The 23,873-nt window shown below is 57.3% G+C and carries 17 protein-coding genes and 1 tRNA gene; 8 read left to right on the top strand and 10 right to left on the bottom strand.

The window, feature by feature from the left end:
• Positions 1–93: 93 nt before the first annotated feature.
• From FTW19_RS01575 to FTW19_RS01565, 3 genes are all read left to right on the top strand, one after another.
• Complete coding sequence (locus FTW19_RS01575; protein WP_147645946.1) at positions 94–3,570, top strand: TonB-dependent receptor; 3,477 nt, start codon at positions 94–96, stop codon at positions 3,568–3,570.
• Between the two features lie 233 nt (positions 3,571–3,803).
• Positions 3,804–6,056 carry a beta-galactosidase gene (locus tag FTW19_RS01570; protein ID WP_147645945.1) on the top strand — a complete coding sequence of 751 codons (2,253 nt, stop codon included), beginning with the start codon at positions 3,804–3,806 and terminating at the stop codon, positions 6,054–6,056.
• Between the two features lie 296 nt (positions 6,057–6,352).
• Positions 6,353–8,419, top strand: coding sequence for a beta-galactosidase trimerization domain-containing protein (locus tag FTW19_RS01565; protein WP_222705519.1), 2,067 nt, complete (start codon positions 6,353–6,355; stop codon positions 8,417–8,419).
• A 48-nt stretch (positions 8,420–8,467) separates the two neighbouring features.
• Here FTW19_RS01565 and FTW19_RS01560 read toward each other — a convergent pair whose 3' ends face one another.
• From FTW19_RS01560 to FTW19_RS01535, 6 genes are all read right to left on the bottom strand, one after another.
• Positions 8,468–9,040 carry a type II toxin-antitoxin system VapC family toxin gene (locus tag FTW19_RS01560; RefSeq protein ID WP_147645942.1) on the bottom strand — a complete coding sequence of 191 codons (573 nt, stop codon included), beginning with the start codon at positions 9,038–9,040 and terminating at the stop codon, positions 8,468–8,470.
• The gene (locus FTW19_RS01555) at positions 9,030–9,362 is read right to left on the bottom strand and encodes a hypothetical protein (protein ID WP_147645941.1); all 333 of its coding nucleotides are present in this window, start codon (positions 9,360–9,362) and stop codon (positions 9,030–9,032) included. Before FTW19_RS01555 ends, FTW19_RS01560 begins: the two co-directional genes overlap by 11 nt.
• 73 nt (positions 9,363–9,435) lie before the next feature.
• Positions 9,436–10,263 (bottom strand): aminoglycoside 3-N-acetyltransferase, encoded by an 828-nt coding sequence (aac(3), locus tag FTW19_RS01550; RefSeq protein ID WP_147645940.1) that lies wholly within the window; start codon positions 10,261–10,263, stop codon positions 9,436–9,438.
• A 46-nt stretch (positions 10,264–10,309) separates the two neighbouring features.
• Positions 10,310–11,875, bottom strand: a complete 1,566-nt coding sequence (locus FTW19_RS01545; RefSeq protein WP_222705518.1) for a sulfatase-like hydrolase/transferase — start codon at positions 11,873–11,875, stop codon at positions 10,310–10,312.
• A 314-nt stretch (positions 11,876–12,189) separates the two neighbouring features.
• Positions 12,190–14,004: an ABC transporter ATP-binding protein gene (locus FTW19_RS01540; RefSeq protein WP_147645938.1), complete on the bottom strand. Its 1,815-nt coding sequence runs from the start codon at positions 14,002–14,004 to the stop codon at positions 12,190–12,192.
• 337 nt (positions 14,005–14,341) lie between these two features.
• Positions 14,342–15,550 carry an MFS transporter gene (locus FTW19_RS01535; protein WP_147645937.1) on the bottom strand — a complete coding sequence of 403 codons (1,209 nt, stop codon included), beginning with the start codon at positions 15,548–15,550 and terminating at the stop codon, positions 14,342–14,344.
• A gap of 81 nt (positions 15,551–15,631) precedes the next feature.
• Between FTW19_RS01535 and FTW19_RS01530 the strand changes: the two genes are divergently transcribed.
• Entirely contained in the window at positions 15,632–16,561 is a 930-nt protein-coding gene (locus FTW19_RS01530) for a LysR family transcriptional regulator (RefSeq protein ID WP_147645936.1), read from the top strand.
• Between the two features lie 189 nt (positions 16,562–16,750).
• Here FTW19_RS01530 and FTW19_RS01525 read toward each other — a convergent pair whose 3' ends face one another.
• Positions 16,751–18,214 (bottom strand): capsule assembly Wzi family protein, encoded by a 1,464-nt coding sequence (locus FTW19_RS01525; protein WP_187143199.1) that lies wholly within the window; start codon positions 18,212–18,214, stop codon positions 16,751–16,753.
• A gap of 796 nt (positions 18,215–19,010) precedes the next feature.
• Here FTW19_RS01525 and FTW19_RS01520 point away from each other — a divergent pair.
• A complete protein-coding gene (locus FTW19_RS01520; protein WP_147645934.1) occupies positions 19,011–20,603 on the top strand; it encodes a M28 family peptidase in 1,593 nt (530 codons plus the stop codon).
• A 6-nt stretch (positions 20,604–20,609) separates the two neighbouring features.
• Here the strand turns inward: FTW19_RS01520 and FTW19_RS01515 are convergent, their stop codons facing one another.
• Entirely contained in the window at positions 20,610–20,849 is a 240-nt protein-coding gene (locus FTW19_RS01515; RefSeq protein WP_147645933.1) for a hypothetical protein, read from the bottom strand.
• 173 nt (positions 20,850–21,022) lie between these two features.
• On the opposite strand from FTW19_RS01515, the gene FTW19_RS01510 reads away from it, so the two are divergent.
• Positions 21,023–21,109, top strand: a tRNA-Leu gene (locus FTW19_RS01510).
• A gap of 55 nt (positions 21,110–21,164) precedes the next feature.
• On the opposite strand, the gene FTW19_RS01505 is transcribed toward FTW19_RS01510, so the two are convergent.
• The gene (locus FTW19_RS01505) at positions 21,165–21,713 is read right to left on the bottom strand and encodes an outer membrane beta-barrel protein (RefSeq protein WP_147645932.1); all 549 of its coding nucleotides are present in this window, start codon (positions 21,711–21,713) and stop codon (positions 21,165–21,167) included.
• 33 nt (positions 21,714–21,746) lie between these two features.
• Here FTW19_RS01505 and trpC point away from each other — a divergent pair, with 33 nt between their 5' ends.
• Both trpC and FTW19_RS01495 read left to right on the top strand, forming a co-directional pair.
• Positions 21,747–22,529: an indole-3-glycerol phosphate synthase TrpC gene (gene trpC / locus FTW19_RS01500; RefSeq protein ID WP_147645931.1), complete on the top strand. Its 783-nt coding sequence runs from the start codon at positions 21,747–21,749 to the stop codon at positions 22,527–22,529.
• A gap of 6 nt (positions 22,530–22,535) precedes the next feature.
• Positions 22,536–23,222, top strand: a complete 687-nt coding sequence (locus tag FTW19_RS01495; RefSeq protein WP_147645930.1) for a phosphoribosylanthranilate isomerase — start codon at positions 22,536–22,538, stop codon at positions 23,220–23,222.
• 15 nt (positions 23,223–23,237) lie between these two features.
• Here FTW19_RS01495 and FTW19_RS01490 read toward each other — a convergent pair whose 3' ends face one another.
• Positions 23,238–23,720 (bottom strand): helix-hairpin-helix domain-containing protein, encoded by a 483-nt coding sequence (locus FTW19_RS01490; RefSeq protein WP_147645929.1) that lies wholly within the window; start codon positions 23,718–23,720, stop codon positions 23,238–23,240.
• Between the last annotated feature and the right edge of the window lie 153 nt (positions 23,721–23,873).

The following is a 23,873-nucleotide window of genomic DNA, read 5'->3' as shown; positions in this document are numbered from 1 at the left end:
GGGCGCTTCTGAAGGCCCCGGTTACTGGGCCCAACAGCAACGGGACTGAGCGCGCTCCATACGAACGCTTGCCGCAAGCGTCGAGGAGTGCCAATGAAAAGTCTAGTCAGTCTGCTCAACAAGATAATTTTCCTGTTAGGCGTAGCAACGTTCATTCTTGCTCTCACAAATCAAAGCGCATACGCCCAAGAGACCGGACAGATCTCAGGAACGGTGAGCGACCCTACCAGTGCCGTTGTTCCCAATGCCGCTGTCACCATTACGAACCTGGGGACAAATGCGGTTCGTTCCGCAACGACCAATAGTGACGGTACTTTTGTGGTCACAGGCCTGCAGCCTACCACCTATGAGGTCGCGATTAAAGCCAGTGGTTTCCAAGCGTACACGGCACGTGTTGAGGTCACGGTGGCAGCCAAAGTAACGGTGGATGCCAAGTTATCGGTGACGCAAGCCATCAGCACCGTAGAGGTGACCGCTGAGGGGGGCGCACAGGTAAACACGCAGTCACAGGAGTTGTCGCAGATCGTCAACGCAACCCAGGTCTCGCAAATGCCGAGTCTTACACGCAACCCCTATGACTTTGTGGCGCTCGCAGGCAACGTGTCCGCCGGCGACAGCACAAACAGTGGCGATTCCAGGGGCGTTTCAGGCGGGTCGAGTGGAAACTCGCAGAATGCGACCACGCGCGGCGTCGGATTCAATGTGAACGGACAGCGGTCCAGCGGTACTGAGATTCTTCTGGATGGCGTTGAAAACATCAGCGTCTTCACGGATGGCATAGGAGTCTATGTGCCGATCGATGCAACGCAGGAATTTCGTGTACAGACCTCCAATTTTGAGCCCCAGTATGGTCGAGCATCGGGTGGAATCGTCAACGTGACAACGAAGAGCGGAACCAATGCATTCCACGGCAGTCTGTGGGAGTTCAACCGTCTTTCCGCCTACACAGCGAATACAGTGTTGAATGCACAGGCGGGTCAGCCCAGGGGCAAGTACACCCGTAATCAGTTTGGCTTTGCGGTGGGTGGACCGGTTGTCAAAGATAAGCTGTTCTTCTTCGGCAGCACTGAGTGGATCCGGGTGCGCAGTTCCGGCATCGCCTTTGCCGGGGTTCCCACGCCTCAGTTTCTTGCGCTTTCGGCAGCAAACACGCAAGCCTTCTTTACGGCTTACGCCGGAGGGAAGAACTTCAATTTCACGAAGACTTACACCGCGGGTGACCTTGGGATCACAGGGATTCCGGCCAGCACCCCGGCTTTCGGCGTCGTCGCGTATACCGCGCCGATCAACGCCGGCGGCAGTGTTCCTCAAAACACCTATAACATCGTCGGGCGGGCGGACTTCAACCCGAGCGATCGCACCCGGATGTTCTTCCGCTATGCAGACTATGAGGAGACAGATGCAAACGGTACAGCATTCGCGTCGCCTTACTCGCAATACAACGTAGGCGCCGCCACCAGGGCCCGGGCCTATCTCCTGAGCGCATCGCACGAGTTCAATCCCGCCCTGGTCTCGAGCACAAAGCTCAGCTTCAGCAGGTTCAATGCTCCCGTAACCTATGACACGAAATTACAGAACGTCCCAACGCTGATCGTTTCAGTGAATGCCCAGTTGCCGAAGACGAGCACGTTTATCCAACTGCCGGGATTTTATGACTTCAACCCAGCGAACGGCGGCCTTCCGTTCGGCGGACCGCAAAACACGATCCAGATCAATCAGGATTTAAACGTTCTGAAGGGAAAGCATTCCATGCAGTTTGGTGGACAGTATCTCTACCTGCAGGCCAATAACGCCTATGGTGCGTATGCGCAGGCCTCAGAGCAGGTTGGCGTCAATCGCACGGCCGGACTGCAGAATCTTGTCACCGGCGATCTGTTCCAGTTCCAGGCCGCGGTGAGCCCGAACGGTGCACTGCCCTGCGTGCGCAACCCCTATACAGGCGCGCTGACGCGGACTGCAGCCTGCTCCATTAACCTGCCGGCAACCCAACCCAACTTTGCGCGCAGCAATCGTTTCCACGACTGGGCTGTTTATGCGCAGGACTCATACAAGCTGACGCCGCGGTTTACCGTGAACTATGGTGTGCGTTATGAGCACTATGGCGTGCAGCACAACAACAAGAAGGATCTGGAGTCGAACTTCTACTATGGCTCGGGAAACCTCTTCCAGGGCATTCGCAATGGTCAGGTATTTACCACTCCAAAGAGCCCTATCGGAGGACTATGGAATCCGCAGTGGGGCACGGTTTCGCCGCGTGTCGGTTTTGCGCTTGACGTATTTGGGACAGGCAGGACTTCAATTCGTGGCGGCTTCGGCATCAGCTACGAACGGAACTTCGGCAATGTCACCTTCAACGTGATTCAGAATCCTCCGAACTATGCGGTTGTTGTAGTCAACAATACGCGGATCACTAGCTCGAATGCCGGCCCACTTGGGGGAGCTTCGGGTAGTGTTCCGCTGCCACCCACCAGCCTGCGGCATGTGGATCAAAACATCCGCACGGCGCAGACGCAGTTCTGGGATGCGGCACTGGAGCAGCAGCTGGCACGCAATACGATGCTCTCGCTGCAGTATGCCGGCGCTCGCGGGCTCCATCTGTATGACATCAAGAACATCAATGCTCTCGGTTCGGGCAATGTGCTGCTTGGCGACCCAAGATCAGATAGCAGTGGGAACACAGGGCTCACAAGGCTGACGAACCAGTACTCCAACATCAACAACCGGGGTTCCAATGGCGACTCGTACTACGAGGCAATGAACATCCAGTTCCAAAGTACAAATCTCCATAACTCGGGGTTGAGCCTGGTGGCAAATTACACGCTCGCGCATCAGATCGACGATCTGAGCACAACGTTCTCTGAGACCAACAACGCGTTCGCGCTTGGATATCTGCAGCCATTCAATCCAGGTTTCGATCGGGGCAACGGCGATCTCGATATCCGTCATCGTCTGGTGGTCGCCCCCATCTTCCGGACGCCTTCCTTTGCCAAGGGCAATCGTTTCATGGCACAGACAGTTGGCGGCTGGCAGGTAACGGGCATCTATACCGTCCGGACGGGTACGCCGTTCAGCTACTTCGACAGTACGAACAATAACAGCGGCTATCAAGTCGCGCGTTATACGCCACGCGCCGGCGCGGTCCCACAACGCACCTTCAAATCAATCCCGAATGGCCAGAATGGCGGCGGACTGAACAGCTACGTCATCGGCAACCTTCCGCCAGCCGTCACATTCGGTAATCCTGCGCTGGGCGGGATCTCCGATTGGGGCCCATTCCCTGCGACCATGGTCGCCCGGAACAGCTTCCGCGGACCTGGCGCATGGACCTTCGATGCATCTGTCAGCAAGACCTTCCCCATTCATGAGAAGGTCAACATCGAGTTCCGTGCAGAAGGCTTCGATCTTCTCAACCATCACAATCTCTTTATCCAACAAGGCCTGAATGATGTTGCCAACGTCGACCCTGGAGATCCTCTGCCGATCACAGCCTCCAAGGGCGGCATCGGCAACAACAGTGGAGCCAACGACGAACGCCGCTTCGGTCAGTTCGCGCTGAAGATCAACTTCTAACAAGCTTTTGATTTTCATCTGCAAAGACCGATGCCCCTCGTGAGAGGGGCATCGGTCTGAACGTCACTTTCTACTATCCCAATGAAAATAGAGATACTTCGTTCGTGCTCTTAGAGGTGGGCGACGTGCGTTTGCACGCGCGCGGATTCGCGGTCGGTTCGCCCTTCTTTGCGCAGGGATGCTACAGTGGGGCCGCTATCGCTCAACCGTGATCACACACCCTTGGAGCAACCGTGATAGACGATCGTAACGAAATCACCCGGCGCGACTTCCTCCTTTCTACCGCGATGATCACCGCGTCATCCGCCACTGGTCACTCTCAACCCATTCTTGGCGCATTCATAGGGCATGAGGTCAACCCGGCGCCTGCAGTACCAGCGACTGAGGTGGATATGGGATCGGTGTTTCCCGCCGGCGGTGTCTACTTTCGGAAGTCCAATCCTCCTACGGAGGATTGGGAGCGCGATCATCAGACGGCTTCGCGGCTCGGCATGAACACCTTTCGCCACTGGTTCATGTGGTCGGCGCTTGAGGTGGCTCCTGGCAAATGGGATTGGGCCGACTATGACAGGATGATGGACCTTGCCGCGCAGAACAATATCAAGGTCATCATCGCGACACTCGACACTGCCGCGCCTGAGTGGGCCTTCCGCAAGTTTCCAAATGCTCGCTACAAGGCGAGCGATGATTCAATTACGCATAGTAGTGTGTCGGCCAGCAGCGGCGTCGGCGGGTTTCCTGGTTTGTGTCTCGATAATCCTGAAGTGAAAGCGCTGGCAGAGAACTTCCACACCCGATTGATCGAGCACTATCACAACCATCCTGCGCTGCTGGGATATGACTTGTGGAATGAGACCACTTACAACGGTGGCCGCCCCGGCAAGACAAACTGCTTCTGTGATGCGAGTAAGAAGAAGCTGCAGCAGTGGCTCAAGACGAAGTACGGTTCCTTGGACAAAGTCTGCAAGACCTGGCATCGTCCCAGCTTCGCGGAGTGGGAGGACATTGAGCCCCCTCGTGATTTTTCAGGCTATCCAGAGAGCCTGGATTGGCTGCAACATCGCATCGATAACGCCTACGACCTGTTTGACTGGCGCATTCAGCTTTATCGCAAGCTCGATCCCAAACATCTGGTCACGTGTCACGGCGTAGCCGGGACGCTGGAGAGCTATCCTTCCGCTGTGCACAACGAATGGATGGCTGCCAAACGCGTTGATGTCTACGGCCTGACCTGGGTGCAGTCGCGTCATGGTACGGAGTCCTGGCGTCAGTGGCAATCCTTCGACCTGACGCGGGCAGGCGCGCGGGGCAAGCCGTTCTGGCATGCCGAGGCACAGGGCGGACCGCTATGGATGCAGCCACAATTGATCGGCAAGCCGAGAGAAGATGGTCGCGTTACAGAGCCGGAAGATGTGCGGATCTGGAATATGATCTCGTTCGCGGGCGGAGCCAGAGGACTGCTGTACTGCCGTTATCGTCCTCTGCTGGACGGCCCGCTCTTCGGCGCATTCGGGTCCATTGGCATGGACGGCTCTGTGACGCCTCGCGCGGAGATGGCCGGAAAGACTCTGAGCTGGGCCAATGCTCATCCGGAGATCTGGAAGTCACGGCCCGTGCGCGGAGATGTCGGCCTGCTCTTCGTTCCGGAGGCAGAGCTCTTTAACTATGTCCAGCAGCTCTCGACGGACTTCTATGCGGAGTCGATGCGTGGCGCGTATCAGGCCTTCTTCGATCAGAACATCCAGCCGGATTTCGTGGCGCTCGAGCATATCGATGAGTACGAGCTGATTTATCTGGCCTACCCGGTCATGATGCATCCGGAGACTGTCGGCAAATTGAAGGAGTACGTCACGAAGGGCGGCACGCTGGTCTGCGAGGGACTTCCGGCTTATTTCGGTGAGCATGGCCACGTTGGGCAGGTGCAGCCGAACTATGGACTGGATGAGCTCTTCGGCGCGCGCGAGACATACGTCGAGTTCTTAGCCGACATCCATGATCATCTGAAGATGGAGGTCAACGGCAACACCATCGATGGCCGTTACTTCTTCCAGGAGTATGAGACGAAGGGCAGCGGCAAAGCTGTAGGCCATTATCCAAGCGGAACGATTGCCGCTATCGAGAACCAGACGGGCAAAGGACGCACACTGCTGATGGGATCTTTTCCTGGGGGCGGTTATTACCTGCACCATGGCAAGGAAGCCCGGACGTTGTTTGCCGGCTTCCTTAAAACGGCCGGCATCACTCCAAGGGTGACCCTTGCCGACGACGAAGTGCAGGCGCGTGTGCATCAGGGCGCTGGTGGGACCTACCTGTGGATAACAAATCCAACCAGGACGTCGCGTGCAGTTTCGGTTGCGCTCGCTCCGGAACTTGGTACGTTTTCCGCGGCTGAGGATAAGTGGGGAAACCTCAGCATCAAGCTCACAGGACAACAGGTAGTTGTCAGCGTGCCGGCGAGGGATGCAGCTGTCATTGCATTGCGCTAGAGCATTTCTCCTGTAGGTGTAGTGTGGGGGGCTTGTACATCGTTGGGCGTTTTCCGCAATGAAAACGCCGCTGCACGCTCCTCACGGGATACCCAGCAGCAGGAGAAATGCTCTAAAACCAACGGTTGCCTGAACGGTGGCAGGAAGGGTGAAGAGTCGAAGAGATGACAACCAGTCGTCGCACATTTTTGGGATATACAGCCTCTGTTACAGCCGCCAGTCTATTTGAGCCAGGCATTCGTCTATGGTCGCAACCCCCTTTAGATGGACCGCAAAGCGGTTGGTACGACAAACCCATGCGATGGGCTCAGATCGGTTTTGCTGAGGATGATCCAGGCAACTACGATCCCCAGTTCTGGTTGGACTACTTCAAGCGTCTGCGCATCGATGCGGTGACTCTGAACGCCGGCGGAGCTGTTGCGTTCTATCCCACACAGGTTCCTTTTCACTATCGCAGCAAGTGGCTTGGCGATATGGATACCTTTGGTGATCTGCAGAAGAGTTGCCGGGCGCTTGGCATGGTTGTTGTTGCACGGACAGATGCGCATGCCTGCCATCAGGACGTCTATGACGCGCATCCGGATTGGATCATGGTGGATGCGAACGGAGATAAGGTCCGTCATCCGTCTGATAAAGACTTCTGGCTGACCTGCGCCCTGGGTCCGTACAACTTCGACTTCATGACCGCAGTTCACGAAGAGATCATGACGAAGTACATGACCGGAGGCATCTTCACCAATCGATGGGCTGGGTTGGGCATGTGCTACTGCGAGCATTGCCAGAAGAACTTCCAGGCTTTCAGCGGTATGGCGCTTCCTCGCACGCACAATCCGCAGGATCCATCGCGGCGGCAATACATCCTCTGGAGGCAGCAACGGCTCTTTGAGCTTTGGCGGCTATGGAATGGAAGGATCCAAAGCATCAATCCCAACGCAAGTTACATTGCCAACGCAGGCGGCGGCGCTTTGAGCGAGCTCGATATGAAGACGGTCGGCGAGCTGGCTCCAACGCTCTTCGCAGATCGCCAGGGGCGGTCAGGCCTGATACCTCCTTGGGCCAACGGGAAGAACGGTAAAGAGTACCGTGCCACGCTGGGCCGCAAAGCGATCGTCGGTATCTTCAGCATGGGGCTGGAGGACAAATACCGCTGGAAAGATTCCGTACAGAGTGACGACGAGATACGGATGTGGGTTGCGGATGGCATCGCGCATGACCTCCGCCCATGGTTCACGAAGTTTGACTGCAAGATAATCGATCCGCGCTGGATGCCCGTCGTGGAAGAGATCTACAAGTGGCACGCAGCGAACGAGATCTACTTGCGTAACGAGCGGCCGCTCGCCAGGGTCGGTCTTGTGTACTCTCAACAGACTGCAACGTACTACGGAGGCGACGAGGCACGTACCAAGGTCGAGGACGCAGGTCTGGGTTTTTATCAGGCACTCGTCGAGGCGCGTATTCCATTTGAGATGGTCCATGACCATTTGCTCGACTCTGAGCACATCCGTCCATTCCGCACGCTTATCCTTCCGAATATCGCGGCGCTCTCGACGGAGCAGTGCAAACAGCTTGAGGCGTTTGTGCGAGATGGCGGCAGCCTGATCGCTACGTATGAGACCTCGCTGTATAACGAATGGGGTGTTCGCCAGCCAAACTTTGGGCTGGCCTCTCTCTTCGGCGTCAATTACGCAGGCAAGGTTGAAGGCCAGATGAAGAACTCTTACCTGAGCCTGAAGAAAGACTCATCGGGGCAATATCATCCTCTGCTGCACGATCTCGAAAACGCCGTACGCATCATCAACGCTGTGAATCAGGTATCGGTCACGCCGGCCGGAGAAGGAACGTATCCCTTGCAGGTGGTCCCCACCTATCCAGACCTTCCGATGGAAGAGGTCTTTCCCCGCAACGATGCGCCGGCTGGACAGCCCGGCGCCGTCGCTCGTCAGGTAGGCAAGGGACGTGTCGTCTATCTGCCGGGTGACATCGATCGAACCTTCTGGGAGACGCTGAACTTCGATCAGGCCAGGCTGCTTCGCAATGCCGTGCTCTGGGCAACGGATGAACCCGCTCCGCTGACGGTCGAGGGTAAGGGCGTGTTGGATGTTTCCGTCTGGGAGCAGAAGAGCTCCATCGCCGCACACCTGGTGAACCTGACCAACCCCATGATGATGAAAGGTCCGGTACGTGAGATCATCCCAATCTCTGCGCAAAAGGTTAGAGTGCAAATCCCAGCCGGCCGCAAAGTGAAACAGGTGCAACTGCTGGTTGCAGGGACGAAGCCGAACTATAGGAATGAGGGAGGCTTTGTCCGGTTGGAGGTGCCATCCATCGCGCTACATGAGGTGGTGGCTATCGATCTCGTCTAACAGACGATTTCTCTTGAAGGTGATATTTACCCAGAGAATGCAGCAGCCTCAGATCTGGTCGTAGAAGAGTACCTGTCCTCGTGAATCAAGCTGCATCAGCAGATCGAAGTCTGTGATGTTGCGGGTGAGTATGGCGCATCCGTATCTGATGCCGGTCAGGAAGGTGAGCGCGTCGTTCAGCGCTTTGCGCCGCTCGTTGGGTCTATAGTGCTGTAAACGAGCTATTAGGCCCGCAAGAATGCCCGCTTCGCGCCAGATCTCACGGTCGGGAGTCAGAATGCGGTGTGTTGGCCAGCGATCGATCGAAGCTGCGATCTGAGCAACAGCTGTTTTCGTTTCCGACCGAGCAGGGTCGAGGAGCCCTGTGAGCGCCGCGAGTTCTGCCTCACTAACGGTCGAGTGCCATAGGCTGCCAGCGCGCAACGCGATGTCGGCCTCGGCCGGAAGCTTGTTCTGGAGTAGGTCAACGTAGACCGTCGTGTCCAGCAAAAGCTTGGGAAATGGCGGCTTCAGATCTGCAAGGAACGGTAGAACGGCCCGGTCGCGGTAGGTCAGCGATTTGCGATGCTTCTCGGGTTTCAGCCTTCGAAGTGATTGGTCGAGAACGGATTTAGAACTCAAGGTCCAGATCCCTGCTGACAGTGCCACGTTGCGCCAGCAGCCACTCAGCGTAATCATCGGCGACGGCAATATTCGCGAGCGCAACTTCGAGAAGCTTCGAATCGGATTGGATACCGGTTTTCTTCTTGGCCTGTTCCACTAGAAGGGATGGCATACGGCCGCGGACTGTGAGGGTGCGGCTGCCGCTGAGAAGGCCCTGCTGCCCGGCGATCGAGAGAGCATCTTCGAATCGGCCATCCCGTCCGCTACGCGTAGCATGGCGTGCAGATGTCTTTACTTGCTTGGCCGCTTTGAGGCTGCGGCTGATTGTGGTTTGCGTCATTGCAGCACCTCTATATTGGAATGTAGCACAGAAGTAACAAGTTTGTACCACATCTCAATCGCTACATGCAGAACTATGATTCCATCGCGGGAAATCGCTGTTCTAGCCATTGAACGGCAAAGGCGACGATGTCTGCGGCCGGGACCAATATCGAAGATGCAGAACCAATTGCCCCAGCACTGCCGCGTCCATCGGTAAGGAACTCCGCCACGATCGCGGCAAAGTAATTCTCGTCGAGTCCCTCAACTACAGGATCTGCGGTATCGAACTCCTCGATCATCCGCCATTCCGTTTTGCCGTTGATCAGCAGTGGAACCTCTATGCGGCGAATGCGCTTACCGGGTATGTGAGCCATGTGCTCGGCGTGGTGAAGAATACTCATGGTGTCGAATGGAGCTCCTGCCATGAGAACCTTGCCTCTGATCTCAACCAGCCTGGCGAAGGGCGATCCCGCGCCGTAGCCATATTGGAGTGGATGATTCGTGGTGAACCATGCGGCATTCCCGCCAATGGCGGCGATTGATGCGCCCGGATTTCCGCTCCTCAATGCGCCTGGACTTGTACGAACAAACTCGGCGAAGGCGCCATAGTCCCGGCTTGCCCGCGAGCGTTTCGGGTCGAACGGAGGAATGTCGGCTTTCAACTCTTCTGGCACTCGTCCTTCCGAATCGGCTGCGTCTTCATATTGCGGGTTCCAGTCAACATAGCTGAGAAGTGTGCCGTCCGGGCCAACGACATCCTGGATTGCGTCGATCAGTGTGTCTGGACCATTAATCATCGGGCCAACGGAGCGCAGTGCAGCATGCACCATCACCGCATCGCCTGGCGCCATTCCAATGGCCTCGAGATGCGATCTTAGAAGCCTGCGTGTCCAAAAGCGCTGATTGGCGAGTGTAAGCATTCCTGGACTCCTTGATACGGGAAGATCACATCCGCCCGACCGCGGCTTAGTGAGGCTGGCGCGAACGAATATCTGCGAGTTTTCGTTTCATCCTTGTCACGATCTCAGGATGTTGGTCCGCAACGTTGTGCATCTCGTGTGGATCAGCTTTTAGGTTATAGAGCTCAATCGCCGACTGTGGCGGAGTCTCTCGCGGAGCGTCGCCCAGGATGGTATCGGGAATATATCGGCCTTTTGGTTGAGGAGTGGTTCCAGGCCTTTGCGCCCGGTCGATCAGTTTCCAGTCGCCTTCGATCAATGCAAGACACTGTGCTTCTTCGACGAGAGATTGACGCCCGATCTTTGAACGACCGAGCAGTGCGGGCAGTACATTCTGGCTATCTCCCGCAGCGCTCTGAGGAACTCGCGTCCCGGCAAGCTCAGACAGGCTCGCGGTGAGATCCAACTGACTGATGAGCGCATCAGAGACGCCGGGCTTTACGTTTCCTTTCCAACGCACGATGAAGGGGATGCGTGTGCCACCTTCGGTGATGGTGTACTTGCCTCCACGCCATGGCCCAGCGGGCGGGTGGCTGTCGGTATGATGGTCCGCCCCGTCATCATAGCCATCGTTCACGACCGGACCGTTGTCGGAAGAGAAGATAACGATCGTGTCTTCTTCAAGGTGCAGGCTCTTGAGCTTGTCGATGATGCGTCCAACGCTCCAATCGAGTTCATTCAGCACGTCGCACCGGATGCCACAGGTGTTTTGGTTAGCGAATTGCTCGTTCGGCATGCGCGGTACGTGAATGTCGCTGGGTGTGAAGTACAGGAAGAAGGGCTGATCGCGATTAGTCTCGATAAATTGGACGGCTTTGTCCGTGAAGGTTGCTGCCATGTTCTCGTCTGTCCAGCGAGCTGACTTTCCTCCGGTCATGAATCCAATCCGGCTAACGCCATCGACGATGGTACCGTCATGCCCTTCACTCAGCTTCATCTTGAGAAGATCTGGATTCTCTTTGCCTGTGGGTTCATTTCCGATCTTAGCGCGGTACGAGACCTTAATCGGGTCCGTGGGATCAAGCCCGACGACGTTGTGGTCGTGGATGTAGACCGTGGGTACACGGTCTGCGGTAGCCGCGAAGAAGAATGCTTCGTCAAAGCCGACCTCGCACGGTCCCGGCTCGATGGCAGTATTCCAATCGATGGTTCCGCTTCCCAGGCCGATGTGCCACTTGCCGACGAGTCCGGTTCTATATCCGGCCTTCTTGAGGATTGACGCGATGGTTGGTTGATCTGGGTGGATCAGAAGCTTCGCATCGCCGGGGAGAACCTGGATTCCATCTCTGCGCCAGGCGTAACTGCCGGTGAGCAACGCGTAGCGGGAAGGTGTGCAGGTCGCTGCATCACAGTGTGCGTTCGTGAACCGGAGTCCATCCTTCGCCAACTCATCAATGTGGGGGGTCTTTACGTCGTTCGCACCGTAGCAGCCCACGTCGCCGTAGCCGACATCGTCCGACAGGATGACGACGATGTTAGGGGGCCGCTTGCGGACAGGAGCACTGAAGCCACGTGCAGTGGCAGCGCCTGCTCCGGAGAGTGCGAGTAACTGAAGAAGTTGCCGCCGGTCCATTCTCATGACTCTGGAAAGATAGCAGCTTGGCCACCATATTGTTGCGTCCACGGCTCTCCATCGAGTAACGGCCCCGGCTGGTGGGAGCAGCGGGCTTCAGCCCGCTGATAAGGGATAGAAAGTAAATGGGCTTTAGCCCTGGGCGTTTTCCTGATCAACAGAAAAGACCCAGGGCTAAAGCCCATTTCTACGTAGGGATAGACCGTGGGCTAAAGCCCACGGTCTATCCCGGTTCGAGCTTCGCTTGAATCCCATACGCTCCGTCCAAGACCCTGGCAAATCAATGACCGAAGTATGGGATTCCGAATACTCCATTAGTAGCTCACCACGCTGTCCGAGAAGTCAGACTCGTCATCTGTGGTGTCCTCATCGTGTACTACAAGGCCGAGTGCCTGTCGTTCGAACAGCCTTCTGTATGTGCCGCCGTCACGTCGTACAAGCTCCTCGTGCGTTCCTTCTTCGACGACTCTTCCGCGCTCGAAGACAAGAATCCGGTCGAGCATTCGCACGGTTGAGAGCCGATGCGCGATCACGATCGACGTGCGGCCCGCCATCAGGCGTTCCATTGCTTCCTGAATCAGCGCCTCGGACTCTGAATCCAGGCTTGAAGTCGCTTCATCCAGCACCAACACCGGAGTGTTCGCCACAAATGCACGTGCCAGCGCGACACGCTGCCGCTCGCCGCCGGAGAGCTTCACGCCGCGTTCGCCTACCAGGGTGTGATATCCCTTCGGCTGACGCAGGATGAACTCATGCGCGTTGGCCAGCCGGGCTGCGTGCTCGATCTCCTCCATCGAAGCGTCCGGTCTTCCATAGGCAATGTTCTCCGCCAATGTGCGATGAAAGAGAATCGGCTCCTGCGGCACCAGTGCCATCTGCGCACGCAATGATTCCTGTGTCACACGAGAGGTATCCTGGCCATCCACGACAATCTTTCCTCCATTCACGTCGTACAAGCGGTGTAGCAGTTTCACGAACGTGGTCTTGCCGGATCCGGAATGACCTACAAGTCCCACACGTTCTCCGGCACGGATCTTCAAGGAGAAATTCTGGAAGAGCGCTTCGGTGTGCATTCCATAGCGGAAGGTCACACGGTCATAGGTGATCGCACCCTCTCGCACATGGATCGGTTTTGCATCGGCGTGATCTGTTACGCCGAGGGGATGCGAGTGGAACTCCACCATTTCCTCCATCTCATTGGCGGCGCGTTGCAGGTTGCGTACGTGCTGTCCGATGTCGCGCAGGTAGGCCTGCACGATGAAGTAGCTCGTCAACACGAAGGCTGCGTCGCCGGCGGTCGCTCGTCCGTGCCACCACAGCCATACCGCATAGAGCAGTACCGCGGTGCGCAATGCCTGCAACAGAAGTGTCTGCAGACTCCCGTTGAGTGTTGCCCGTATCCAGGTGCGCGAGGTACGGCTGCGCCATTTCTCCACGACCTTCGCCAGCCGGAAATCCTCTCGCCTTTCGGCTCCGAACGACTTTACGACTGCGTTGCATGTGATCGCATCTGCCATGGATGCGCCGATCCGTGTGTCCTGCGCATTCGACAGCCGTGCTGCCGGGGCGACGTAGTACAGCGACAACGCGATGGAGACCGCGATATACGCCACAGCGCCAACGGCCACAAGCACACCCATGTTGAGCCAATGCAGCCCGAGCAGGAGTGATGAGCCAACCAGTACCAGCAAGGCCGGGAGCATCTCCAGCAGCAGGATGTCATCCATCACATCCACGGCCCACATGCCGCGCGTGATTCGACGCACGATGGCGCCGGCGAAGTTATTCGCGTGCCAGTCCGTCGAAAATCGCTGCACCCGCCAGAATGTCTCGCCGGCAAAACGGGTCATCAGCCGCAATGTCAGCCGGATAATCCCTGCCAGGGCCACGTAGCGTAGCACCGTAAGCATGATGCCGAGCACTGCCATCATTGCGATCGCCCGCAGTGCGGTATGGAGCGCCAGTGCACGCAGGGACGCATGCATCGCGATTGCATCTACAAGTTTGCCCGCATAGATGGGCATCAGCAGGTCAGCGGCTGTGGCGAAGATCATGCAGAGCGCCACCCACACAACCAGCCACCGTTCGCGGCGCCAGTGGCGGAATAAGAAAGCCAGTACTTCGCGCATTGCGCTTTTACTGGAATGTTCGTTCATAAAAACTCCCAGAGGAATCAGGGGCCGCGGACATCCGCATGCCTATCAAAGTTGAAAAAGGGGAGACGGGTAGAGAGAGCCGCCCGCAGGCTGCGCTGAAGAACTCTGAATCTATCGAAGGGAGAGTCTAGCTGCGCGAGACGCTGGGAAAGAACTCGGCCGGTGTCCTGGGATCGCTGGGGATATTAGTGGTCTCCATGGTTCTTTCCTTTCGTCAAAAATCGTAGTAACAGCTTACCAGAATCCTGATTGGTATCAGGTGAAAACAATATCCGATGCAGTCCGCGTGCTGATTGACCGATGGAAGAGATCAAACGCCGATGACTTGTCTCTCTTCCTCTCGCGAGGTGGCTTCTATCGGAAACAACACTGGCCCAACAGCAACAATAAGGCCGGCGATTGCAATAACCGCCATCGCCGCACGTAAGCCGATGACAACGGAGAGCGAGCCGATGACCGGAGGCCCCATGAGGAAGCCGCAGTACCCGATGGTCGTGACCGTCGAGATCGCGGGACCGGCTCCCATGCGTGTATCGCGGCCGGCAGCTCCCCAGATGATCGGCACAATATTTGCAATTCCGATTCCAGTAAGCATCAAGCCACCGACAGCCGGCCACCATGAGGGTATGAGAAGAGCACAGGCCATACCTAAAGCAATCAGAAAGCCGCTGCCATGCAGGATGTTCCTGCTGCTGACACGCTGCGCCAGCCAGTCGCCGGAGAATCTCCCAGCTGCCATCGCAATAGCGTAAGCAGCGTAACCCGCGGCTGCGAGCGAGAGCGTTACGCCTACATTGGAGTGCAGATACACCGATGCCCAGTCTCCGATCGCTCCCTCGGCCATGAGGCCAAAGAAGGCAAGGACAGCCAGGCGTAACAGAACGGCATCGGGCCACATGAACTTCGCGGGTTTGCGTGGCTTTCCTGTCGTGCGGTCGGTCTCTGAGACAAGCAACGGCATCGCCCACAGGCCGCACAGGGCGAGTACACCTGCCGTGAGTGAGAGATCGAATCGAGCAGTACCGCCGCGCTGCAGCATCAGACTTGCTGCACCTGCCCCGAACAGTCCACCGGCACTCCAGCAGCCTTGAAAGAAGCTCATGATCGGCTGGCCATATTGTTTCTCTACGGTAACCGCCTGCGCGTTGATGGCGACATCGATCGCGCCCTTTGCTGCTCCATACATGCCGGCGAAAAGAATCAGGAAGAACAGGTTGGAGGCTTGTGCCAGAAGTGCGACCATCAGAACATAGACGACGGTTGTTACCCGGGCGACGCGGCGGCTGCCGTAATGCTCGATGAGGTGCCCGGTGATGGGCATCGTGATGATGGCGCCGATGATGAGGCTGACCAGCACGAAAGTGAGCGATCCATTCTCGAGGTGAAGCAGCTGCTGGAAGACGGGCACGTGCGACGCCCAGGTTCCAAAACCAACCCCATCCACCACAAAGAGCATGGCGAGCGCCCACCTTGCCCGTTTAATCCCGGTACGGTTGAACGTGTTGTCTGGATGCGCCATGCAAGTCACCTACTACTAGGCTCCGGGATCGCATCGATTCTGTCCAATAGATCGTAAGAGCAATTCTGATAACGTACAGGAATGGCACTCGAGCTCCCCGAATTGCGCTCGTTTCTCGTGCTGGCGCAACATCTTCACTTCGGTGAGGCGGCAGAGGCGTTGCACGTCACCCAACCCGCGCTGACCAAACAGATCCAAAAACTGGAATCTAAAGTTGGTGGACCGCTGCTGGTGCGTGGATATCGCCGGGTGTCGCTTACACCGGCAGGCGAGATTCTGCGTGAGCGGGCACAGAGTTTGTTGCGCGAAGCGGAGATGGCGGAGGAGATCACGCGTCTCGCTGTACATGGCAAGGCGGGTTTGTTGCGCATCGGCTTCGGCATCGCCTCGCTGGCCGCAGGGTTGCCGGATATTCTGACGCGTTTCCGTCAGCACTTTCCTGCGGTGCAGGTGTCGATGGCGGATATGTCCACACCAAATCAGATCAGTGCCCTGGAGCAGGGAGATATTGATGTTGGCTTTGTACGCCTGCCTGTCGAACATCCCGATCTGGAGACCGTTCCAGTGCTCGAAGAGAGGCTTGTCGCGGCCATTCCTCGTGGCATGCCCTACCGAAAGGGATTGGCCAGTCTTCGCAACGAGCCCTTTGTTGTGATCTCGCGCAGCGTCTCTTCCAGCTTTGTCGATCACGTGGCGCGAACCTGCCGTGCCGCGGGCTTCAGTCCCCGCATCGTGCAGGAGGTCAACGAATTGTTTACGGTTCTGAATCTGGTGCGCGGTGGTGTGGGCGTAAGTCTGGTGCCGCGATCGGCGAATCTGATGCACGTGCCGAATGTTCGCTTGCTGGATACAGGATTGGAAGAAGCGAAATGGAAGATCGGACTCGCCTGGCGCAAGGCCGATGCACGCGAAGCCATGTCGTTAGATCCTCTCGTTCACAACTTCATTCGGCTGGCATACCGCCCCCGGGGCATGGCGCCGGGAGGAGACCCGAAGCCATCGCCCCGCTGATGGTTCGGGGTCCTATGTCAGATACGCCCTAGTGTGGTGAGTCCAGAGTTCGCCGACATAAATCATGAACAGCTTTGCCATCCGAAGCGTTGAAAAAGCAGGTCCTTCACTCATCAGCGAACAAGTTCGCTGGGGACCCCGAACGTTCAGGATGACAAAATTTACGACCAGAACTTCAGACTCAGGACTCTAGTGATCACGATGATTTTGCGGGAAGAATCGAATCTGGATTGTTGTCGTGAAATCGGACTTTGATGTTGGAGACACTGCTGGAAAGTTCCAATGCCCGTACTGCAGGTCTCCGGAGATTTCTGTGGAAGCGTTGGGCGTCCAAATCAGCTTTCCTGAAACGTCATCCCGATGGCCGCCCTGGAAGTACCCGACATCTGAGACCATCTTCCGATAACTGATTGAGGCTTTTGTCCGAGGCGAAAACCAATAGGTGCTGGAAGCCTCTCCACCAATCCCCTGGGGGCCAACCCAACTCCCAAGGATCTGACCGTAATTGGTATAGCCCTCAATGTAGTGGTGGTTCGTGTAAAAGTAGCCCTGGATCGGTAGTTTGGGCAGGTCGGTGTAAGCCGCTTCCAAACGGAGATCCAGCTTTGGCAGTTTCGGCATCTGCGGGATATAGATCCCCGGAGAGAAGGCATAGCGCCCAACAAACTTTCCCTGAATCGGATTATCCCAGGCCATGGCCTCGCTATAGAGCACCAGGCTTTGCCGCAGGAAGGGAGGATGATAAGCGAAGTTGAACGCTGTGACACGCTTGCCAGGCTCGATCTCTTGCCCATTTCCATCTACGGAGAATGTGTGGAAGAAGGTTTCAAAGGTAAGCGGACGGCTATAACCGGCAAAGATCACAGTATGCGCAAAGCCAAGCTCAAGGTACTCCGTAGGCTTGACGGTGAAGGCGAAACCCCATAGATACGGAGGCTGCTTCAACGGTTTGTCTGGGGTGCCATGAACCGCAAACGTACTGCCAAGTCCCACATAATGGACTCCACCTTGGCGCGCTAGAAACATATCGAGGTGCACGGGGCCCAGTTTGCTGAGAAAGCTCGGGAGGGTCGCCGGCTTAGCGCGAGTGATTCGAAACATCGGCAGAGCTTCGGCATTATTCGACAGGATCAAGGACGTGCTGCGGTCCGGCGCCCACCAAAGACTCTGCTGCCCAAAGGAAAGCTGCCAGTTCGCGAGGTTCAAAGAGACATAAGCTTCAATCGGCCGCAAGCGACTTGTCGTGCCGGAGCGTAGATTCCATCCCACCGGAAGAACGTCGTTGGCGGCAAGGAACTGTTTGGTCGCGGTACTGTACTCCGGCATCGCGGACGCATATTGGTATTCCGCTCGCCCATACACCGCAAACGGACCAAACTGTGCAGATCCTGATAGACCGTCGTAGGAGTTGATTCCATTACCAAACGGCCGTCCGAAGTCGTTGGTGATCGTCGACGCAAAATGAAAGCCATCCCGTATCGGGGTTCCAGCGATGCCGGTTACGCGGCTATAGGCGCTCTCTATTCCTGCGGATGCGTTTCGGCCTCCGTCGATAATTGTGGATTCGCTACGAAATTCCTTATCTAACGCTGCAAATATGGGACCTGCTACATCGTCATCCTCGTAATTGATGGCAATGTGTGCCTCAGCCAACAGTCGTGCGCATTCCAGTCTCGTCCACGGACGGAGGATCGCGGTGCTTGTTGGCAGAGGGCCGACGGCCGCCAATCGATCGAAGGCGGGGTAAATCCAACTATCGAGAGGAACGTAGCTAGAGGCTTTGTATGAAGTTGTCTCGGAGGCCTGTCTCGCGTCGAATTGAGCGTAGGTGGCCGTCGAACTACCTTGCGGTTCACTCTCAACTTCTCTGTCGCCCAGGGATACGGATGTGCCATGCGGTATGAAATTACCGCCCGAGTGGTACTCACCGATCTCCTTCAAAGAAGGAAGATGGACTAAAGGAGAGAAAAACCCTGTGGTTTGCCGCTGCTCCTGCGTGACGGTCGGCGCATCTGCCCAATTTGTTGTGTGTTTCAACTGCGCTTGCAGAAACGCCGAAGAACTCACTACGGCTAGTATTAGCGCGACTGCCTGATTTTTCACGTTGTGTACCGGGTATAGCCAGAAGCAGCGTTAGAGCGCCAAAACTTAACGAGGCTATTGCGTAAATATATCAAAGCAGCTTTACCCAAGCGTCAGCAGGCAACATAGCTTCTTCCAGAAGCAATCGAAATCAGTCGCTGCCGCAGAATGCAAATGTGCGAGTGTTCTTTTCTCGTGAAGATCTTTATCGATCCCCAGTGCGATACCGGAGTTACGACTTCTGTGCAACGGTGCAGCTGCGTTTTCAGTGCGGAAAACGCCCATAGATGTGAAAGCCCTGGACCACACCCGCAGGGAAAACGCTCTCTCGTGACATACTCCCCATATCCCTTATTCTGGAGTTGCCGTGCCGCGTATTCCGCTGCTTGCTTCTGCGCTCGTTCTGACCTCAGTTCTTCACGCCCAGACAAAAGACTGGACCCCTGCCGCAGATGCCTGGTGGTCGCACGTGCAATACCTGGCCGATGACAAACTGGAGGGCCGGCGCGCCGGTTCGCCAGGGTACTTCAAGGCTGTGGAATATGTGGAAACTCAGTTCAAACAGATTGGGCTGAAGCCTGCTGGAACCAATGGATACGGGCAGGATATTGAACTCGTGCCCACATCCATTGACGTGGAAAAATCGAGCTTCGCTGTGGATAACCTCCGGTACGAGCTGCCTGCGGAGCTGCAGCTGAACGCCCATGTGGATGGGGCCGGAACGGTGGATGCGCCGATGGTCTTTCTCGGTTATGGGCTGTCACTTCCGAAGAAGCACGTGGATGACATCACCGGCGAAGATCTGAAGGGCAAGGTAGTGGTGATCTACGGCGGTGCTCCGGCGAACTTGCTGGGGCCGCAGCGTGCCTATTCCCGCATCGCTGGGGAGCGCTGGAGGGCGCTGCATGCTGCAGGCGCCATCGGCATGGTGCTGTTTACGCCGCCGCGTCCGGGGGCTCCGCCGAACCCCGCAGCGGGAAATCGTAACGCTCCGCCGCCGGTCATGCTGTATGCCGATCCTGCGCTGGAGAACCTGCCCGGCATGAAGGTCTATGCCGCGCTTACAGAGAAGGGAGCGGAGAAGCTCTTCGCTTCCGCCGGGCATAGCTTCGCCGAGATCAAGGCCTCTGGCGACGCCGGCAAGCCGCTGGCTCACTTCGCTTTTCCGGGAACGCTGCATGCGACGACTGCCATCAAGACTGCGGAGCACCTTCATGCCCCGAACGTCGTTGGCCTGCTGGAGGGCGCGGATACGAAGCTGAAGAAGGAGTACCTGGTCATCAGCGCGCACCTTGACCACCTGGGGATTGGGCGTCCTGTGGATGGTGACAACCTCTACAACGGAGCGATGGATAATGCCTCCGGTGTAGCTTCGCTGATCGAGACGGCGAAGCTGCTGGCGGCAGGTGCTCGCCCGAAGCGGTCGATTCTGTTTGTGGCGCTCGCAGCCGAGGAGATGGGCGAGCTGGGATCGCAGTACTTTGCGACCAGGCCAACGGTGCCGAAATCGGCGATCGTTGCTGACCTGAACATGGATATGTATCTGCCTCTGTTCCCGCTGCGCTACCTGGAGATTCAAGGGCTTGGTGAGTCGACGCTGGGGAACGACGCCCGCGCCGTGTGCCAGTTGAACGATGTGGAGCCGCAGTTCGACAAACAGCCGGATGAGAACCGGTTTATCCGCTCGGACCAGGTGAACTTTGTGAAGCAGGGCATTCCGGCCCTGGCCTTCAAGTTCGGCTGGACCCCGGGCTCCCCGGAGGAGAAGACCTTCAATACCTGGGTAGCGGTGCGCTATCACCGGCCCTCCGACGATCTGAATCAGCCGGTGGACAAGGTTGGCGCAGCCCAGTTCACCAGTCTGCTGGCGCAACTGGCAACGCGGGTCGCCGATGCCAAGGGCAGACCGGAGTGGTACCCGGAGAGCTCATTCGCTGCGACGAAAGTAGCCGCGAAGTAGTCCTCGTTATTTGGGGCTATGGGTCTTGATGTAGTTGCGGAGCTGCAGGTTCAGGTCCAGCGCCTTCTGCACACCCGAGTCCATCATGCCCAGCCAGTCTGAGGCGGGCGGTTTTAGCTCGGCGGTAGAGAGCAGGTAGCTGGTCTGCACGATGATCTCGAGGGCATTCGAGAGGTCGTGGGCGAGCTTACGGATCTCCAGTGCGAGATCCTCGGGGATGACCTGTTCCTGTTTCGGGTCGTTCATGCTTCGTTCAGACGCTCCAGGGGCCGCGACGTTTCACAAACGATACAGTCCGTGGGAACGAAGGGCAAGCATATGTTTGTTTAGGGGAAACCTGTGTTGGTTTGACATGCCAGCAAAGGTTTGAAACACTAATATTTCTGCAAGGCCACGACGCGCTGTTGTGGTTGTCCCGTGCCGAAGTGGCGGAATTGGCAGACGCGCATGGTTCAGGTCCATGTACTCGCAAGGGTGTGGAGGTTCGAGTCCTCTCTTCGGCACCATAAAGATTGAAACCCGGCCAACGGCCGGGTTTTCTGTTTAAGCCGGAAGCGCTCGTTACGGCAGATGGAGAACAACGCCGAAGCTGATGGTCTTCAACTCGTGATTACTGTTGTTCGCATGAATCGAGCCGATGCCGAACTCGGCCAGGCGGACATCCATGATGGGAGCGACCTTCAGGTCAACGCCGGCAAAGGCCTCATAGGCAAGTCCACCGCTGATATTCTGTGAGGCTCCGAAGTTGCTGCCACCCCAGCCGACTGAACCCTGCAGATAAGGCTTGATCCAGTTCACGGGAAGCGTAGTGCTGGCACGCACGCCGCCGAGGGCGGTATGAATGCGGGTTCCTACGCCGTTGAAGCCGTTATCGTTGCCCTGTTTGCTGCTGGCGACACTGCCGCGGACATCGGCACCGAGCTTGATGCGGCCGATCTGTTTGAAGTCGTAATAAACGCCGCCGCCGCCACCGACCGGAGCAACATTCTTTCCGCTGACACTTACCTGCTGCACATTCACAGTGCCATAGACGCCCAACTGGGCACGGGCAGAAACGGTAAAGACACCAACAGTAAGGGCGAGCAACAGCGAAAGGCGACGGAATTTCATGCTGGCACCAGTGTATCTACAATGGGGACAGGCATGTCGAGTCATCTGGAACGTATTCTGGCCAATACCCGCATAGAAGTCTCTGCCCGCAAGGCAGCCGCCGAGTTTGCTGCTCTGGAAGAAGCAGCGGCGGCACATACTCCGCGAGGCTTTGCCCGCGCACTGCGTGAGCGTGCGGAGACCGGACCTGCCGTGATTGCGGAGTTGAAGAAGGCGTCGCCCTCCAAGGGGCTGATCCGGGCAGAGTTTGAGCCGGTGGCTCTGGGCACTGAGCTTGAAGCGGCAGGGGCGGCCTGTCTCTCGGTGTTGACCGACGAGGTCTTCTTTCTGGGTGGCCTTGAGAATCTGCGCCGTGTCTCGGCCGCAGTGAAGATTCCCTGCCTGCGCAAGGACTTCATGGTCGAGCCCTTCCAGGTGCTGGAAGCCCGCGCCGCCGGTGCGGATGCCATTCTGCTGATCATGGCGGCGCTTGGAGATGAAGATCTGCGGGTGCTGCGCGATACCGCGCGCACCTATGGCCTGGATGTGTTGTGCGAGGTGCACGATCAGGAGGAGTTGGATCGTGCGCTGCAGTTGGATTGCGAGTGCGTCGGTGTGAACAGCCGCAATTTGAAGACCTTCGATGTCTCCATCGAACGTGCGGTGGAGCTGGCATCGCAGCTTCCGGACGGTGTAGTGCGAGTTGCGGAGAGCGGCATTGCTTCGCGGCAGGATGTTGAGAATCTGCGTGTGGCGGGCTTCGATGCCTTCCTTATCGGCGAGACATTGATGCGTCAGCCCTCGCCGGGCGCCATGCTGCGTGAGCTGATCGGATAAGCCATCATGTGGGTAAAGATCTGCGCCAATACGAACCTGGATGACGCGAAGCTCGCCGCAGAGCTGGGAGCGGATGCGCTTGGGTTTGTCTTCGCCGCTGCGAGCTCGCGTCGGATGACGCCCGAACAGGTGGCGCCGATTGTGCAGGAGCTGCCGGAATCGATCGAGAAGGTCGGTGTCTTCGCCGAGCTTGATCTGGCCGCCATTCGCGCGGCGGTGGAGTATGCCGGGCTGACAGGGGTGCAGCTGCACGGGGATTACACCCCAGAGCTGATCCTGGGACTGCGCAAGGGACTGAGCACGCCGGTCACGATTCTGCAGACGCTGCACTGGCAGGTGACCGCCGGGCTGGAACAGGCTGAGGCCTTTGAGGCGAGTACGCGTCGCATCGCGGAAGATGGGTTGGCCGCGCGGCTGCTGGTCGATGCGAAGACTGCTTCTGCCAGCGGAGGCACAGGGACGGCCTTCGATTGGAATCTGGCGCGGGCGAGTTTTGAGATAGCGCGACGGGGAATGCCTATCATCCTCGCAGGAGGTCTCAGGCCGGAGAATGTGGCCGAGGCCATCCGGACGCTACGCCCGTGGGGCGTGGATGTGGCCAGCGGCGTGGAAAGCGCGCCCGGGAAGAAAGATCCTGAGAAACTGCAGGCGTTCATCACGAACGCCAGGCAAGCTGAGAGAAACGGAGCCTAGACGGAGAAGCGGAGCTTAGACTGTCAGCCGGTCTTTCTTTGCTTCGACCTTGGCCGGGTCTACGCCCGGAACTTTCTTGAGGTCGTCGAGTGTTTTGAAATCACCGTTCTTATCGCGGTACTCGATGATGGCCCGGGAGAGGGGGCGAGGAATGCCGAGTGTGGTTTCAAATTGCACGGCGGTCATTTTGTTGATGTTCAGCTTTTCGACCTTCTCCGCCGGCAGGTTCGTGGCCAGGTAGTCCACGATCTTCTTGATGTCGTCGTCGCTGGCCTGCAGACCGAGTCCGACCATCTTGTTGACGATGGCGCTCCAACCATCCTTGTCCTGATGCTGCGAGAGTACGCGGTCGAACTCATGGCAGCGTGAGCAGGTGCTGGTCACCAGGTCGCGGGTGGGACCTTCCGGCAGTTGTTGCGCCTGGGCTCCGCGGGCGGAGCAGAGGAGAGCTGCCACGGTAGCGGCGACAACGGCGAGAGGGAGGCGAAGACCACGCATGATCGATCAACCTAGCAGAGGGAGAAGACAACACTCAAGAGAAAAATGAAACGTCTCATATTTTTCTTGTGTCCTTCCGGAAGAGGCAAATTCAAACCATGATCCCCCAGCCGAGAGGGTGGTTGCAGCTAAATTTTTGTTCGAAGTTCCGCG

Origin of the sequence: Terriglobus albidus, from assembly GCF_008000815.1 — a bacterium.
Taxonomy (GTDB): Bacteria; Acidobacteriota; Terriglobia; order Terriglobales; family Acidobacteriaceae; genus Terriglobus; species Terriglobus albidus_A.
Note: the sequence above shows the minus strand (reverse complement) of the source record. Positions and strands in the feature narration are given on the sequence as shown.